The sequence below is a fragment of the Planosporangium thailandense genome (genome assembly GCF_011947195.1).
In the GTDB taxonomy this organism is placed as follows: domain Bacteria; phylum Actinomycetota; class Actinomycetes; order Mycobacteriales; family Micromonosporaceae; genus Planosporangium; species Planosporangium thailandense.
In genome coordinates, this window is the sequence record NZ_JAATVY010000044.1 from 18,319 (window position 1) to 32,381 (window position 14,063).

Annotated in this window: 14 protein-coding genes and 1 tRNA gene; 7 read left to right on the forward strand and 8 right to left on the reverse strand. The window is 71.3% G+C overall.

Features of this window, described 5'->3' with window-relative positions:
• The first annotated feature begins 233 nt into the window (after positions 1-233).
• From HC031_RS30815 to HC031_RS30830, 4 genes are all read left to right on the forward strand, one after another.
• Positions 234-1,376: an extracellular solute-binding protein gene (locus HC031_RS30815; RefSeq protein ID WP_167928977.1), complete on the forward strand. Its 1,143-nt coding sequence runs from the start codon at positions 234-236 to the stop codon at positions 1,374-1,376.
• Between the two features lie 83 nt (positions 1,377-1,459).
• Positions 1,460-2,260, forward strand: a complete 801-nt coding sequence (locus HC031_RS30820) for an ABC transporter permease (RefSeq protein ID WP_167928978.1) — start codon at positions 1,460-1,462, stop codon at positions 2,258-2,260.
• Positions 2,260-3,069, forward strand: a complete 810-nt coding sequence (locus HC031_RS30825; protein WP_167928979.1) for an ABC transporter permease — start codon at positions 2,260-2,262, stop codon at positions 3,067-3,069. Before HC031_RS30820 ends, HC031_RS30825 begins: the two co-directional genes overlap by 1 nt.
• A complete protein-coding gene (locus HC031_RS30830; protein WP_167928980.1) occupies positions 3,066-4,091 on the forward strand; it encodes an ABC transporter ATP-binding protein in 1,026 nt (341 codons plus the stop codon). The genes HC031_RS30825 and HC031_RS30830 overlap by 4 nt, the downstream gene beginning before the upstream one ends.
• Positions 4,092-4,143: 52 nt before the next feature.
• Here the strand turns inward: HC031_RS30830 and HC031_RS30835 are convergent, their stop codons facing one another.
• The 4 genes from HC031_RS30835 to HC031_RS30850 form a co-directional block, all read right to left on the reverse strand.
• Positions 4,144-4,293 (reverse strand): hypothetical protein, encoded by a 150-nt coding sequence (locus HC031_RS30835; RefSeq protein WP_167928981.1) that lies wholly within the window; start codon positions 4,291-4,293, stop codon positions 4,144-4,146.
• Between the two features lie 17 nt (positions 4,294-4,310).
• Positions 4,311-4,715, reverse strand: a complete 405-nt coding sequence (locus HC031_RS30840; protein WP_167928982.1) for a VOC family protein — start codon at positions 4,713-4,715, stop codon at positions 4,311-4,313.
• Positions 4,716-4,856: 141 nt separating this feature from the next.
• The gene (locus HC031_RS30845; RefSeq protein WP_205863468.1) at positions 4,857-5,693 is read right to left on the reverse strand and encodes an endonuclease/exonuclease/phosphatase family protein; all 837 of its coding nucleotides are present in this window, start codon (positions 5,691-5,693) and stop codon (positions 4,857-4,859) included.
• Positions 5,694-5,805: 112 nt separating this feature from the next.
• Complete coding sequence (locus HC031_RS30850) at positions 5,806-6,789, reverse strand: aldo/keto reductase (protein WP_240943247.1); 984 nt, start codon at positions 6,787-6,789, stop codon at positions 5,806-5,808.
• A gap of 79 nt (positions 6,790-6,868) precedes the next feature.
• On the opposite strand from HC031_RS30850, the gene HC031_RS30855 reads away from it, so the two are divergent.
• From HC031_RS30855 to HC031_RS30865, 3 genes are all read left to right on the forward strand, one after another.
• The gene (locus HC031_RS30855; protein WP_167928984.1) at positions 6,869-7,765 is read left to right on the forward strand and encodes a LysR family transcriptional regulator; all 897 of its coding nucleotides are present in this window, start codon (positions 6,869-6,871) and stop codon (positions 7,763-7,765) included.
• Between the two features lie 138 nt (positions 7,766-7,903).
• Positions 7,904-9,262, forward strand: a complete 1,359-nt coding sequence (locus HC031_RS30860; RefSeq protein WP_167928985.1) for a type I glutamate--ammonia ligase — start codon at positions 7,904-7,906, stop codon at positions 9,260-9,262.
• On the forward strand, positions 9,262-10,368 hold the full coding sequence (locus HC031_RS30865; RefSeq protein WP_205863469.1) for an amidohydrolase family protein: 1,107 nt from the start codon (positions 9,262-9,264) through the stop codon (positions 10,366-10,368). The genes HC031_RS30860 and HC031_RS30865 overlap by 1 nt, the downstream gene beginning before the upstream one ends.
• 32 nt (positions 10,369-10,400) lie before the next feature.
• Here HC031_RS30865 and HC031_RS30870 read toward each other — a convergent pair whose 3' ends face one another.
• From HC031_RS30870 to HC031_RS30885, 4 genes are all read right to left on the reverse strand, one after another.
• Positions 10,401-11,567, reverse strand: a complete 1,167-nt coding sequence (locus tag HC031_RS30870) for an RtcB family protein (RefSeq protein ID WP_167928986.1) — start codon at positions 11,565-11,567, stop codon at positions 10,401-10,403.
• A 74-nt stretch (positions 11,568-11,641) separates the two neighbouring features.
• A tRNA-Arg gene (locus HC031_RS30875) sits at positions 11,642-11,714 on the reverse strand.
• Positions 11,715-12,090: 376 nt separating this feature from the next.
• Positions 12,091-13,434, reverse strand: a complete 1,344-nt coding sequence (locus HC031_RS30880) for an outer membrane protein assembly factor BamB family protein (RefSeq protein ID WP_167928987.1) — start codon at positions 13,432-13,434, stop codon at positions 12,091-12,093.
• 95 nt (positions 13,435-13,529) lie between these two features.
• Positions 13,530-14,063 (reverse strand): EAL domain-containing protein (locus tag HC031_RS30885; protein ID WP_167928988.1); only part of this gene is annotated, 534 nt, incomplete at its 5' end.

The following is a 14,063-nucleotide window of genomic DNA, read 5'->3' on the forward strand; positions in this document are numbered from 1 at the left end:
CTCGCGGTTGTCGCAGATTCTGTCGCGGTCGATGCGCCCCGGCGGGGGAGGGGCCACCCGATCACCGCGTGGGTGCCCGGTTCAATGTAACGCCTGTACGGTGACACGCCATCTATTCGTTCTTGATTTCCTGTCTTTGCGAACGAAAGATATTGCCAACGTCCGCCAGACCAAGCTAGCGTTTGCCAACTTGCTCGCTTGTCTGGGTCGGCCATAGTCCCTGGGAGATGTCAATGAATCCCAATCACACCAATCGTCGGAACTTCCTGAAGCTCGCCCTGGCGGGTGGTGGGGCGCTCGCCGTTCCGGGTCTTCTCTCGGCCTGCGCGGCCTCGAACACCAGCAGCGGCGGCGGCGCCACGTCGGCGAGCTCCAAGGGAGCGTTCACGCTGCCGAGCGACATAAACGCGAAATGGCCCAAGCTCTCCTCCACGGAGGTGGTCCTCGCCGGCTTCGGCGGTGAGACCTACCAGGTCCGCCACCAGCGCGTCTTCGACCAGTTCAGCAAGCTGTCCGGAGCCAAGGTCGTCGACGCGCCGTGGGACTACGGCAAGTTCCTCAACATGGTCGACTCCGCGTCGCCGGAATGGGACGCCATCGACTTCGACGGCTACTCCACCGTCGCCCTGATCCAGTCCGGCAAGGCGCCGGCCAAGCTCGCCGACTGGGTGCGCCGCTGCGACCTCGTCGACCAGGCCTACCAGGACTACGCCGCCGGCTCGTACGCGTACAGCGTGGTCCTGGGCTGGTCGTCCAGCCTGAAGGAGGCGCCGAAGAACTGGGCCGACTTCTTCGACACCAAGAAGTTCCCCGGCAAGCGCGCGTTCCCCAAGTCCATCTACGCCGGCACGGTGGAGATCGCCCTGATGGCCGACGGCGTGAGCAAGGACAACCTCTACCCGCTCGACTTCGACCGGGCCTTCCGCAAGCTCGACCAGATCAAGGGCGACCTCGTCTTCTACGACAGCTACGCGCAGGGCCAGCAGTACATCGTGCAGGGCAGCGCCACGATGGTCGCCATCGCCAACAGCCGGATGATCCAGCTCAAGAAGGACGGCAAGGGCGACTTCACGTACGAGCAGGCCGTGCTCTACCCCTGGGGCGCCTTCCCGATCACCAAGAACGCCAAGCACGCCGACGCGGTGAACGCGCTGATCGACACGATGTCGCACCCGGCCGTCCAGGCCGAGGTTGCGCGGTCGCTGTACCTGGGCCCCACCGTCTCGGCCGCGTTCGATCTGCTCAGCGCCGACGAGAAGGCGCTGCAGCCGAACTCCGACGAGAACAAGGCCAAGGCGGCCGTCGTCAACACCGAGGTCGCCGCCAAGCAGGACGGGGAGTACGTCAAGCGGTTCTTCGACTGGGTCGGCAAGTGACCGCTGCGATCACGGAAGCTGAACCACGCCGGCGCCGCCGGCCCGGACGAGTGTGGTCCGGGCCGGGCGGCGGCCGGTGGCTGATGCTGCCGCCGGCCCTGCTGCTGGTACTCGGGATGCTGGGCCCGGTGGCGGTGACGATCGGGGTGGCGCTGCGCGAGAACGGCCCCGTCGGGGCGGTCACGCAGCCCATGCGGGACCCGATGGTGGTCCACTCGATCGGCAAGACCCTGCTGCTCGCCGTCACCGTCACCATCGCCACCTGGATCTGCGGGCTGCTGTTCACCCTCGCCGTCGGGCTCGCGCCGCGCGTCGTCGGCCAGATCCTGTTCGGAATCCTCTTCCTCACGTTCTGGATCTCGCTGCTGGTGCGCACCTACGGCTGGGTGCTGACGTTGCAGCCCAACGGCGCGCTGGACACGCTCGGCCGGTCCCTGGGGCTCACCGACGCCGCCGGGTTCGGGCTGTTCCAGACCCTGCCGGGCCTGCTGCCGCCGATGGTCCACATCATGCTGCCGTACATGGTGCTGCCGATCTACGCCTCACTGCAGGCGCTCGATCCGGCGCAGGTACGGGCCGCGCGCAGCCTCGGCGGATCCGAGTTCCTGGTGCTCCGCCGGTTGGTGCTGCCGAGCCTGCGGTCCGGCTCGTGGGCCGGCGTGCTGCTCGTCTTCATCCTGTCGCTCGGCTTCTACGTGACGCCGGCGTTCCTCGGCGGCCCGGGCACCCAGGTGCTCGCGATGGTCATCGGCGTCCAGTTCGGACGGCTGGAGAACATCGGGCTCACCGCCGCCCTCGGCGCGCTGTTGCTCATCGCGGTGCTCGTCCTGTACGCGATCGCCGACCGGATTTTCAAGATCAGTGAACAGTGGGAGCGGGTCTGATGGACGCTCTGCGTGACGCCCTGCCGCGTACCCGTGGCTGGTTCACCGCGATCGGCGTGCTCATCGCCGTGTTCCTGCTGGCCCCGCTCATCGCGGTCCTGCCGCTGGCCTTCACCAGCAGCAAGTACCTGGTCTTCCCGGCGGTCGGCTTCTCCTGGCAGTGGTTCGACACGGTACTGACCGACCCCGCCTGGCAGGGCTCGATCATGAACTCGGCGCGGGTCGCGGTGACCGCAGCCGTGATCGCCATGGTCACCGGTACCAGCGCCGCACTGGCCGTACGCCGGATCTCGGGCGGGCGGCGGATCGTGCGCACCGTGCTGCTCGCCCCCATGGTCATGCCGCAACTGGTGCTCGCGCTGGGCCTGTACCTGACCTACAAGAACCTCGTCGGCGGCACCAGCCTCACGGTCCTGACCCTCGGCCAGGCGACGCTGGCCATGCCGCTGGTCTTCGTGACGGTCTCCGCCGGGCTCGCCGCGGTGGACCCGAACCTGTCGCGCGCCGCGCAGAGCCTCGGCTACCGGTGGCCGTCGGTCGTCTGGCGGATCGAACTGCCGCTGGTCGGCCGCAGCGTCATCAGCGGCGCGATCCTCGCCTTCGCGGTCTGCTTCGACGAGGCGGTGCTCGCCTTCTTCCTCGTGCCGCCGTCCCAGCAGACCCTGCCGGTGAAGATCTGGACCTCGGCGAGCGAGAACGCCTCGCCGGCCATCGCGGCGGCCAGCGCTCTCGTCATCTGCCTCGCGGTCACTCTGCTCGCCGTGGTGGCCCTCGTGGGGTCCCGCCCCAACAAACAGGAAGCATCATGAGCGTCAACGTCACCTTCGACAACCTCACCGTCGACCTCGGCGGTACACGCATCCTCGACGGGGTTGATCTGGAGATCCCGGCGGGCAGCTTCGTCACGCTGCTGGGCCCGAGCGGCTCGGGCAAGACCACGACCCTCAACGTGCTGGCCGGCTTCATCGAGCGTTCGGGCGGTCACGTCCGGGTCGACGACAAGGCCATCGACGACCTGCCCGCCCATGCCCGCAACATCGGCTTCCTGTTCCAGAACTACGCGCTCTTCCCGCACATGAACGTGGGCGAGAACGTCGCGTTCCCGCTGCGCGCCCGGAAGATCCCCGCGGCGCGGCGCCGGGAGATGGTCGCCGACGCGCTGCGCCTGGTCCAGCTGCCCGACATGCAGAGCCGCGCGATCCGGTCGCTGTCCGGCGGACAGCAGCAGCGGATCGCCCTGGCGCGGGCGCTCGTCTTCAAGCCCGCGCTGCTGCTGCTCGACGAACCGCTCGCCGCCCTCGACAAGCAGCTGCGCGAGGCGATGCAGCTCGAGCTCAAGCGGATCCAGCTGGAGACCGGCACGACGACCATCGCCGTCACCCACGACCAGATCGAGGCGATGTCGATGGCCGACCTGGTGGCGATCATGAACAAGGGCCGGCTGGTCCAGGTCGGTTCGCCGGAGGAGGTCTACCGGCGCCCGGCGGACCTCTTCGTCGCCACCTTCCTCGGCGAGGCCAACCTCCTGCCGGTGTCGGGCGGGCGGGTCACCGGGTTCCGGCACGCGGCGGCCACCAGCCGCGCCGAGGGGATCGGCGTCCTGCGCCCCGAAGACATCCAGATCCGTCCGGCGGCGGCCGACGACACCGCGCCGGGAAAGGTCGAGCTGAGCGTGTTCCAGGGCAACCGGCGCAGGGTCACCGTGCGCTGCGCGGGGATCGACACGCCGGTCGTCATCTCGGCGCCCCCCAGCGGGGTCGCCGCCGAGGTCGGTGACGAGGTGCACCTCGCCATCGGCGTCGACCGCGTCCACGTGGTACCGGCGTCCTGATCAGAGATCTTGGGGAGTTTGACATCGAATAGGGTGTCAAACTCCCCAAGGTTCACGAGCAGAGGTTCATCTGGATCACCCGGAACGGCTTGCGCAGCAGCGTGCCGACCACGGATGACGCGGTCAGCATCGAGGCGGCGAGGAGCAGGCACACGACCACGCCCACCAACCGCCGCAGCGAGCGGTATGACGTACCAGCCATGCCGCCGCCTCCCGCGGTCAGTAACGCCGGGCCGCGCTGCTCCGGATGAGGCACAGCGGGTGCCCGGCCGGGTCGAGGACGACCACCAGGTTCGGATCGTCCGGATCCTGGTGCCGTGCCAGGCTGGCCCCCAGCGGCAGCAGCTGCCGGGCGGCGGCGTGCGGATCCTCGACCACGCACTCGAAGTGCGAATGCAGCGGTACTTCGGGCGAGGGCCACGTCGGGGGCCGGTAGTCCGGAACGGCCCGGAAGACCAGCAGCAGCTGTCCGGTGTCGACGAAGGCCGAATCAGCGGTCTGACGAGTGACCCGCCCGCCGAACAGGCTGGTGTAGAACCGCGCCATGACGTCCGGGTCCGGGCAGTCGATCGTCGTTGCCAGCCACTCGACCAGCCCCGGCTGCCGCGCCTGATCCTCAGTCATGGCGGCCATCCTGGCACAGCAGCCGGGCCAACGGCTGGCGCCGCAGCCCACCCTCGGACTCGACCATTGATGGCCGGGCCCGGAATCTAAGGTGGGCGCTCGCCGCGCAGGCCCGCTCCTTCGGCGATGACCCGTGCTGCGCTACCCGGTTCGCGGGATGGTGAGCGCGACCAGCAGGCCCGGGTGGTCGGTCGTCCCGTCCATGCCGATCGACCGGCGGGAACTGAGCACGAACTCGGCTGTCGCCACGATCTGCTGCACCCCGCCGTCGTCGTCGCGCAGATAGCCGGACGGCACGCACGAGCGGACGTCGGGCGAGCCGCGGTACCTCAGGTTGAGGTCGCCGCCCAGCACGGTGGGCTCGTACCCGCCCCGGTCGCGGATCGTGGGGATCGCCGTACGCAGCAGGTAGCTGCATTGGGTGAGCGCGACAGACGCGCTGGTGTCGGCCAGGTGCGTGGTGCAGGCGTAGAAGTCGGCGGGGGCGTAGACGCAGAGCCAGGCCCGCTCCTCGGGGTCGCGGGTGTCCTGGGCCGGGTAGAGGCCGCTGTACATGGTGTGCCGGCCGTCCCGGTTCGCCAGGCGCGCCACCAGACCGATGCCGTACGGCTGGCCGTTGAGGCAGTGGTAGGCCCCGCCGGTGCGGCGGTCGCCGGCCGCCGTGAAGGCCGATACGACGGCGCTACCGGGGTAGCGGGCGGCCATCGCGCGGTCCAGCGCGGACACGTCCTGCTGGCAGACCTCGTTGAGGGTGACCAGGTCGGGGGCCTCATTGCGGATCACCGCGGCGGCCGCGGCCACCGACCGGCCGGTGTAACAGCCGGCCATGCCGCTGTCACAGAGGTTCATCTGGATCACCCGGAACGGGCGCGTCATCGTGCTCTCCGGCGACGACCCGGTCAGCAGCGCGACGCTGGAGACCAGGCACACGACCACGGCCACCAGCCACCGGAGCCCTCGGTGTGAACGACCAGCCATGCACCCGCCTAGTGATCGGCCTATGTCACTCTGATGACACGTCGGCACTGGCCGGCCGGTTCGCCACCTCCTACTGCCACGGTAGCCCGCTGCTCGCGGCCACGCCGCCGGTTCATGGCCGGCTGCGAGCCTTCACCGGTACCGCGAAGGACTGGCGGTCGCCCGACCAGCCCGAGCGCGGTACGACCTCCTCCAGCCGCGACAGGTCGGCGTTGGTGAGGCGGACACCGGCCGCCGCGATGTTCTCGTCGACGCGGTCCAGCCGGCGGGTCCCCGGAATCGGTACGACGTCGGGCCCCTGCTCGAGCAGCCAGGCGAGCGCCAGCTGGCCGGTGCGCAGCCCCATCCCGGCGGCGAGGTCGCGCAGCGCGGCGATCTGCTTGAGGTTGCGCGCCAGGTCGTCGCCGTGGAAGCGGGGGTCGCTGCGCCGGAAGTCGCTGTTGTCGATCTCCTCGACCGCGAGCGTGGCGCTGAGCAGCCCGCGCCCCAGCGGGCTGTAGGGCACCAGCCCGATGCCCAGCCGGCGCGCGGCTGGCACCACGTCATTCTCCGGGTCGCGCCACAGCAGCGACCACTCGAACTGCACGGCCGCCACGGGATGGACCGCATTGGCCTGTTCAAGCTGGTCAGCGGTCACTTCGGACAGTCCGATGTGGCGAACCAGGCCGTCGCGCACCAGTTCGGCCATGGCGCCGACCGTTTCGGCTACGGGTACCTGTGGGTCGACGCGGTGCAGGTAATACAGGTCGATGACGTCGATGCCGAGCCGGGACAGGGAGGCTTCGGCGTAGCCGCGCACGTGCTCGGGCCGTCCGTCGAGCCGCACACCGCTGTCGTCGCGGACGATGCCGAACTTGGTCGCCACCACGGCCTGTTCGCGCCGGCCGGCCAGGACCCGCGCGAGCAGCCGTTCGTTGTGGCCCTGGCCGTAGCTCATCGCGGTGTCGAGCATCGTGACGCCGAGGTCGAGGGCCCGGTGCAGGACCCGGATGGATTCTTCGTCGTCGGTAGGGCCGTACCCCTGTGACAGGCCCATACAGCCGAAGCCGAGCGCGGAGGTGACCAGCGCGTCCTTGCCTAGGTGTCGTCGCTCCATGCGCCCACCCTCGCCCGGCGTCCGGTCATAAGTCAAAGACCCGTTTGCGCTGAGACTTAGAACTATCAACTATGAATCGATGGAACTGCGACAGCTGGTCTACTTCGAGGCGATCGTCCGGTTCGGCGGCTTCAGCCGCGCCGCGCAACAGCTGCGGATCGCCCAGCCCGCGGTGTCGGCGCAGATCCGGCGGCTGGAGACGGAGCTCGGTACGCCGCTGCTGGAGCGCACCACCCGGCGGGTCACCCTCACCCACGCCGGCGAGCTGTTCCTGATGCGGGCCCGCGCGGTGCTCGATCAGCTGGACCGGGCCCGTGCCGAACTGGACCAGCTCGCCAGCGTGATGCGCGGGCACCTGCGTATCGGGGCGACCCCGGGCCTGGCCGCCCTGGACCTGCCGCGACTGCTTGCGGGGTTCAACCGCCGGTACCCGGGCGTGGCGCTGGCTCTGCGGACCGGTCTGATCGGTCAGTTGCTGGGCGACCTGGAGGCCGGCGACCTCGACGTCGTCCTCGGCCCGATCCACGACGACCTGCCGCCCGGGTTCATCGCCGAGCGGTTGGTGGCCGAGGAGATCGTACTCATCACACCGCCCGGCCGGCCGTCGCCGGGAGGCGGGCCGGTGTCCCTGGATCAGCTGCGCGACGAGCCGTTCGTCTGCCTGGCGGCCGGCAGCGGCCTGCACACGATCCTGCTCGCCGCGGCCGGCGAGGCCGGCTTCGAGCCGCGGGTGCAGTTCGAGACATACAGTCCCGCGAGCATCCGTGAGCTGGTCGCGGCGGGCCTGGGCGTGGCGCTGCTGTCCACCTCGAACGCCCGGGCGGAGGGCCCGGTGGTGCAGGTACACGAGCTGGTAAGACCACCCCGGCACCCACCGATCGGCATGATCCGCGGTCGGACCCGCGCCCCGAAGCCGGTCACCCGCGCCTGGCGCGCGCACCTGAGGCAGGCGCTCGCGACCGCCGAAACGCGGTGACCCGCTGGCGCCGCCGGCTGGCGTGGCTACGGCTACCGGTGGCTGAGCCCCGGGTAGCCGGTGTGCGGTGCCCGTCCTCGGGGAAACTCGGTGCCGCTGCGGCAACCAGACGGTCCCCGACGGTGGAAAGCTGAGGGCATGGACCGGAACGCACTCGCCGCGCAGGCCCGCGAGCTCGCTGACAACCTGGCCACCCGCGCCGTCCGGGCGGTCGCGTTGACCTGGGTCGACAACGCCGGCGTCACCCGCGTCAAGACGGTGCCCCGGCCACGGCTGCCCGAGGTCGCCGCGTGGGGGATCGGCGCGTCGCCGGTGTTCGACGTGTTCGGCGTCGACGACTCGATCACCACGAGCCGGTACGTGGGTGGGCCGGTCGGCGATCTGCGACTGCACCCGGACCTCGACCGGTTGACCGTCCTCGCGGCCCAGCCCGGCTGGGCCTGGGCACCGGTCGACCGCTGGACCCAGGAAGGCGAGCCGTACGTCGCCTGCCAGCGGATGTTCGCGCGGCGGATGGCGGCCCGGCTCGCCGACGCCGGCCTCGACCTGAAGGCCGCCTTCGAGGTCGAGTGGTTCGTCGGCGCGGACACGCCCGACGACCCGCCGACGCCGGCGACCACCGGCCCGGCGTACGGCATGACCCGGGTCATCGAGCTGTCCGACTACGTCCGCGACCTGCTGGACGCCCTGGCCGCCGAGGACGTGGCGGTCGAGCAGTTCCACCCCGAGTACGCGGCGGGCCAGCTCGAGCTGTCGGTCGCCCCGACCGACCCGGTCGCCGCCGCCGACCTGGTGGTGCTGCTGCGCCAGACTATCCGCGCCGTGACCGCCCGCCACGGGTTGCGGGCCTCGTTCGCTCCCGTCGTCGTGGCCGGCCAGGTCGGCAACGGCGCACACCTGCACTTCTCGGCCTGGGACGCCGGGGGCAACCTCTTCGCCGGCGGTGACGGGCCGTACGGGATGACGGCGCGCGGCGAGTCGGTGCTGGCCGGGCTGTTGGACCGGCTGCCGGCCCTGGTCGGCGTCGGCGCGCCGAGCGTGGCGAGCTATCTACGCCTGGTGCCGCAGCACTGGGCCGGCGCGTTCCAGTGCTGGGGACGGGAGAACCGGGAGGCCGCGCTGCGGTTCGTGACCGGACCGACCGGCTCCCGGCACACCGCCGCCAACGCCGAGCTCAAGTGCTGCGACCCGGCGGCCAACCCGTACCTGGTCGTGGGTGCCGTGTGCGCCGCGGTCGCCGACGCCGTCGACGCGGGGCTGCGGCTGCCCGACGAGGTCGACGTCGACCCGGCCGCGCTGCCCGAGCCACAGCGGCCGGCCCGGCTGCCCGACTCGCTGCCCGAGGCGATCGGCTGCCTGGAAGCCGACGGTCGGCTGCGCGACGCCATGGGCAAGGAGCTGTTCGAGGCGTTCCTGGCCGTCCGCCGCGCTGAGATCGAGATGTTCGCCGACCGGAAGCCCGAAGCGGTGGTGGCGGCCACCCGCTGGGCGTACTGATGCGGGCGTACCTGAATCGGCTTCCGCTGGTCGACGCGCACTGCCACGGGGTGGCCACGGGGCCGGTCGGTCGTGAGGACCTGGAGCTGTGGTGCACCGAGGCGTCGGTGCCACCGCCGGTCGGTACGTCCTATCTGGACGGCCAGCTCGGTTTCGCGCTGCGGCGCTGGTGCGCACCGGTCATCGGGGCGCAGCCGGGGGCGCCGGTCGAGGTGTACCTGGAACGCCGGGCCGCGATCGGCGCGGCGGAGGCGTCCCGGCGGCTGCTGGCCGCCTGCGGTCTGGGCGCGCTGCTCGTCGACACGGGGCTGCCCGACGACGTCGACCTCGGGGACCTGGGCGCTGCCGCGGGCGCCCCGGCGCGGGAGGTGGTGCGGCTGGAGCGCGTCGCCGAACGGGTGGCCGCGACCGGCGTGTCGGCCGCCGGGTTCGCCGACGCGTACGCCGAGGCGCTCGGCACGGCCGTCACCCGGGCGGTCGCGGTCAAGTCGATCCTCGCCTACCGGTACGGGCTCGACATCGACCCGGCCCGGCCCGGCCCGGCCGAGGTGACGGCCGCGGCGGGGGAGTGGCTGCGGACACCGGGCGCCCGACTCACCGACCCGGTGCTGCTGCGCCACCTGCTGTGGTGCGGCGTCGACACCGGGCTGCCGGTACAGCTGCACACCGGCTTCGGCGACCGGGACGTCCCGCTCGCCCGATCCGACCCGGCGCTGCTGCAACCGTTCTGCGCCGCGGTCGAGCCGACGGGCACCCCGCTGGTGCTGCTGCACTGCTACCCGTACCACCGCCAGGCGGGCTGGCTGGCCCTGGTCTACCCGCACGTGTACCTCGACGTCGGGCTCACCATCACCCATCTCGGTGCCCGGGCCGACGCGGTGCTCGCCGAGTTCTTCGAGCTGGCACCGGTGGGCAAGGTGCTGTACGCGTCGGACGCCTACCTGCTGCCGGAGCTGTACCTGATCGGGGCCGCGCAGTTCCGGCACTCGTTCGGCCGACTGCTGGGTGGCTGGGTCGACGACGGGGCCCTCACCGGCGCGGACGCCCGGCGGGTGGCGTCGATGGTCGGCGCCGACAACGCCCGCCGCCTGTACCGGCTGGACTGACAGCGTGCCCTTGTCGGCGCCGACCGTGCCGCTCAATCACCCTTGACGTTGACGATCTGCCGCAGCGTGTGGCGTACCTCGACGAGGTCGGCCGCGTCGCGCATGACCACGTCGATCGGCTTGTACGCCTGCGGAATCTCGTCCAGGAACGCGTCCGTGTCCCGGTACTCGATCCCGGCCATCGCCTCCCGCAGCTGCTCCCGCGTGAAGCTCTTGCGGGCGGCGGACCGGGAGTACCTGCGGCCGGCGCCGTGCGGGGACGAGTTGAGCGCGAGCCGGTTGCCCTTGCCCACCACGACGTACGACGCGTCGCCCATCGATCCGGGGATCAGGCCCGACACGCCCTCGGCCGCGTCGATGGCGCCCTTGCGGGACAGCCACACCTGCTTGCCGAAGTGGTACTCCTGCGTCGTGTAGTTGTGGTGGCACTGGACCCGCTCCAGCTCCTCCACCGGGGCGCCGAGCCACTCGGCGAAGCACGCCACGACCCGGTCCATCATCTCGTTGCGGTTGGCCAACGCGAACTCCTGCGCCCACCGCAGCTCCCGGATGTAGGCCCAGAACTCGTCCGTACCCTCCACCAGGTAGGCGAGGTCGTCGTCGGGCAGCCGGATCCACCAGCGCTTCATCGCCTCCTGGGCGACCCGGATGTGGTGGGAGGCGATTCGGTTGCCCACGCCCCGGGAGCCGGAGTGCAGGAACAGCCATACACCGCGCTCCTCGTCCGCGGTCACCTCGATGAAGTGGTTGCCCGAGCCGAGCGAACCGAGCTGGAGCGGCCAGTTCCCGGCGTACCGGGCGGGGTCGAAGCCGGCCTTCTCGGCGAGCTTCGTGAGCTGCTCGACGCGCTCGGCCGCGGTGTCGGTGAGTACGGTGTTGTACTTCCCGGCCGACAGCGGCACGGCGCGCTCGATCATCTCCCGTAGCTCGGCGAGGTTCCCACCCAGCTCGTCGAGCCGGTACTGGGTCCGGACCGCGGCCATTCCGCACCCGATGTCCACCCCGACCGCCGCCGGGATGATCGCGCCGAGGGTGGGGATCACGGAGCCGACGGTGGCGCCCTTGCCCAGGTGCGCGTCGGGCATCAGCGCCAGGTGGGGGAAGATGAACGGCAGCGAGGCCGTCTTCTCGGCCTGTGCCAGCGTCGCGGGCTCGATGAGGCTCGCCCAGTTCAGAAGGCGCTTGTTGATCTGCTGCACGCCTCGCTCCAATCCGCACTGTCGATGAACGTCGGGAAGATGAACGTCGGGAAGATGAACGTCGGGAACATCCGTGTCCCGGGCAGGATTCGAACCTGCGGCCTCCTGGTTCGTAGCCAGGCGCTCTCTCCGCTGAGCTACCGGGACGGGCCCCACCCCGAAAGGAGCGGGCAGAAGAAAGCCGCCCGGTCCCTGAAGGGGTGGGCGGCACGAGCGCTCGGATGGCCTGCGCTAGCGTCGCCGCCTGCGGCCGAGGCTCGGGCACGCGTGGGCCACGGCGCGCCCGAACGGCCTGAGCCGCTCGGCTTCTCCGAACGCGTGGCGTCGCATGCTGCACTCCCGAATCTGGCGTGTGGTCGGCCTACCGTAGGTGGCCGGCCGACGGGCAGGCAAGCGGATTTGTGTGCCGGCGCCGACAACGCAGCAGGGCCGGTGGACCCGAGCCCGGTCCACCGGCCCTGCGGCAGGCCGTACCGGGCCTCGAACTGTCGCAGGTCGGTCCTGAACGGGCGCCGGCAGCGTGCTAGGCCCCGGCGATGGCGACCACGCCGGTCATGGTGCCGACGTACGCGTGGCCCCGGGCCAGGGTGGGGGAGGCGAAGCGGTGCACCTCCCCGACCGGAATGCGCTGGCGGACGACGCCGGTGGCCGGGTCGAGCGGGGACAGGATGCCCGCCGTGGTGTCGACGACCCAGACCACCCCACCGCCGATGGCGGGTGAGCCACCGCCGGAGACCACGGCCTGCCAGCCGACAGTGATCCTGCCTCCGGCGTCGACGTCGACCGCGCGCGGGCCGTCGATGCACGGCACGTAGGCGGTGCGGCCGCTCACCGCAGCCGCGCCGAAGGTCGGGCAGACGTACGTCTGGTGCACCTGCCCGCCGATGCCGCCGAGGTGGCCGGGTCGCAGGGTGTACCCGACGCCGCGCTTGCCGTTGGCGTACACGTACCCGCCGACCAGCGCGGGGGTCATCGAGCCGAGGTCGGCGTCGCTGGAGTTGTCCTCGGCCCAGGTCGGCGGGGTGAACCGGTCGAGGAGCGTGAGGTCGTCGAGGGCGAGGGCGATGACCGAGTCGCTGCCGTCGTAGGCGGTGGTCGACTCGCCGTTGCCGGTCGCGTACAGGAGCCGGTCGCCGACCAGGACCCCGCCGCCGGGGGCCCAGATGCCGCCCTGCCTGGTGGTGGGCACGTGGTAGCTGACGGGGCCGGCCGGGCCGGTGGTGGGCAGCGCCACCACCGTGCCGAGGTACCGGCCACAGTCGCCGGACAGCGCGCCGTACGGGATGTAGATCCGGCCGTTCACGAGGCTGAGCGCCCCTCGCTGCTGGTGGGCGAGCCGGTCGCCCGCGGGCGGTTCGGCGGCCCGCCGCTGGCGGACCTGACCGGTGGCGGCGTCGAGGCTGACCAGGACGTGCCGGCCTCCGGTGGTCTCGGCGAGGGCGAACAGCAGCGTGGTCGCCGGGTCGTACACCATGGTGCCGGTGATGCCGAGCGGGTCGATGTTGCCGCACGGCAACTGCCACAGCCGCATCGGCGTGCCGACGTGGGTGGACCAGACCGTCCGGCCGCTCCTGGCGTCGAGGGCGTACACACTGTCGTTCTCGGTGGCGGCGAAGACCCGGTCGGCCACGACCAGCGGCTGGCCGTAGACGGCACCGTCGAGCCTGGCCGCCCAGGCCTTCGAGAGGGTGCCGAGCGCGGCCAGTTCGGGGGCCAGCCCGGCCCGGCTGTTGTCGTGGTGGTAGGTCGTCCAGTCCGCCGGATCGGGTTCCGCCGCGTCGTCGCATCCGGCGACCAGGACCACGGCCACCAGAAGCAGAATCGCCGTGGCCACCCGGGAGCGGTGCGACGAGACAGCACGTCTCACCGGCGCGCGGTCCTCTCACGCGGGGCTGGTGATGGTCCGCTGTGCACCTGACCGGTACGGCCGGCCCCAAACCCGCGCGCTCTACCGGATCGCGGTCAGCCGGCCAGCCTGAACCCGGAGTGCGAACCGCCCAGGCCCTCGATCGTCGCCGCGAGCGTGGCCACCGGGACCGCCGGGCTGAACAGGAAGCCCTGCGCCGCGGTGCAGCCGAGCTGGCGCAGGATGGCCAGCTGCTCCGGCGTCTCCACGCCTTCGGCGATGGTGGTGAGCCGTAGCCGGTTGGCCATCCGGATCACGGCTGCGGTGATCGTCATGGCGTCGCCGTCCGTGGTGATGTGCTCGACGAAGCTACGGTCGATCTTGACGGTGGACGCGGGCAGCCGGCCGAGGTAGCTCAGCGAGCTGTAGCCGGTGCCGAAGTCGTCGATGGCGCACTGGACGCCGTGCGCCTTCAGCCGTTCGAGCACGGCCCGTGCCTGGTCGAAGTTGTCCATCATGGCGCTCTCGGTGACCTCCAGCAGAAGCTCGCCGGCCGCCAGGCCGTCGGGGCGCAGCGCCGAGAGGACGGCCTGTTCCAGCTCGGGATCGCCGAGATGGGACGCGGAGATGTTCACCGCGACGTGCAGGGC

Excerpts from the sequence above, each read along its gene's own strand:
- HC031_RS30840 (WP_167928982.1), bottom strand. The coding sequence starts at position 4,715 with ATGACTGAGGATCAGGCGCGGCAGCCGGGGCTGGTCGAGTGGCTGGCA.
- HC031_RS30830 (WP_167928980.1), top strand. The coding sequence starts at position 3,066 with ATGAGCGTCAACGTCACCTTCGACAACCTCACCGTCGACCTCGGCGGT.
- HC031_RS30845 (WP_205863468.1), bottom strand. The coding sequence starts at position 5,693 with ATGGCTGGTCGTTCACACCGAGGGCTCCGGTGGCTGGTGGCCGTGGTC.
- HC031_RS30860 (WP_167928985.1), top strand. The coding sequence starts at position 7,904 with ATGGACCGGAACGCACTCGCCGCGCAGGCCCGCGAGCTCGCTGACAAC.
- HC031_RS30835 (WP_167928981.1), bottom strand. The coding sequence starts at position 4,293 with ATGGCTGGTACGTCATACCGCTCGCTGCGGCGGTTGGTGGGCGTGGTC.
- HC031_RS30825 (WP_167928979.1), top strand. The coding sequence starts at position 2,260 with ATGGACGCTCTGCGTGACGCCCTGCCGCGTACCCGTGGCTGGTTCACC.
- HC031_RS30855 (WP_167928984.1), top strand. The coding sequence starts at position 6,869 with ATGGAACTGCGACAGCTGGTCTACTTCGAGGCGATCGTCCGGTTCGGC.
- HC031_RS30850 (WP_240943247.1), bottom strand. The coding sequence starts at position 6,789 with ATGGAGCGACGACACCTAGGCAAGGACGCGCTGGTCACCTCCGCGCTC.
- HC031_RS30865 (WP_205863469.1), top strand. The coding sequence starts at position 9,262 with ATGCGGGCGTACCTGAATCGGCTTCCGCTGGTCGACGCGCACTGCCAC.
- HC031_RS30815 (WP_167928977.1), top strand. The coding sequence starts at position 234 with ATGAATCCCAATCACACCAATCGTCGGAACTTCCTGAAGCTCGCCCTG.
- HC031_RS30820 (WP_167928978.1), top strand. The coding sequence starts at position 1,460 with ATGCTGCCGCCGGCCCTGCTGCTGGTACTCGGGATGCTGGGCCCGGTG.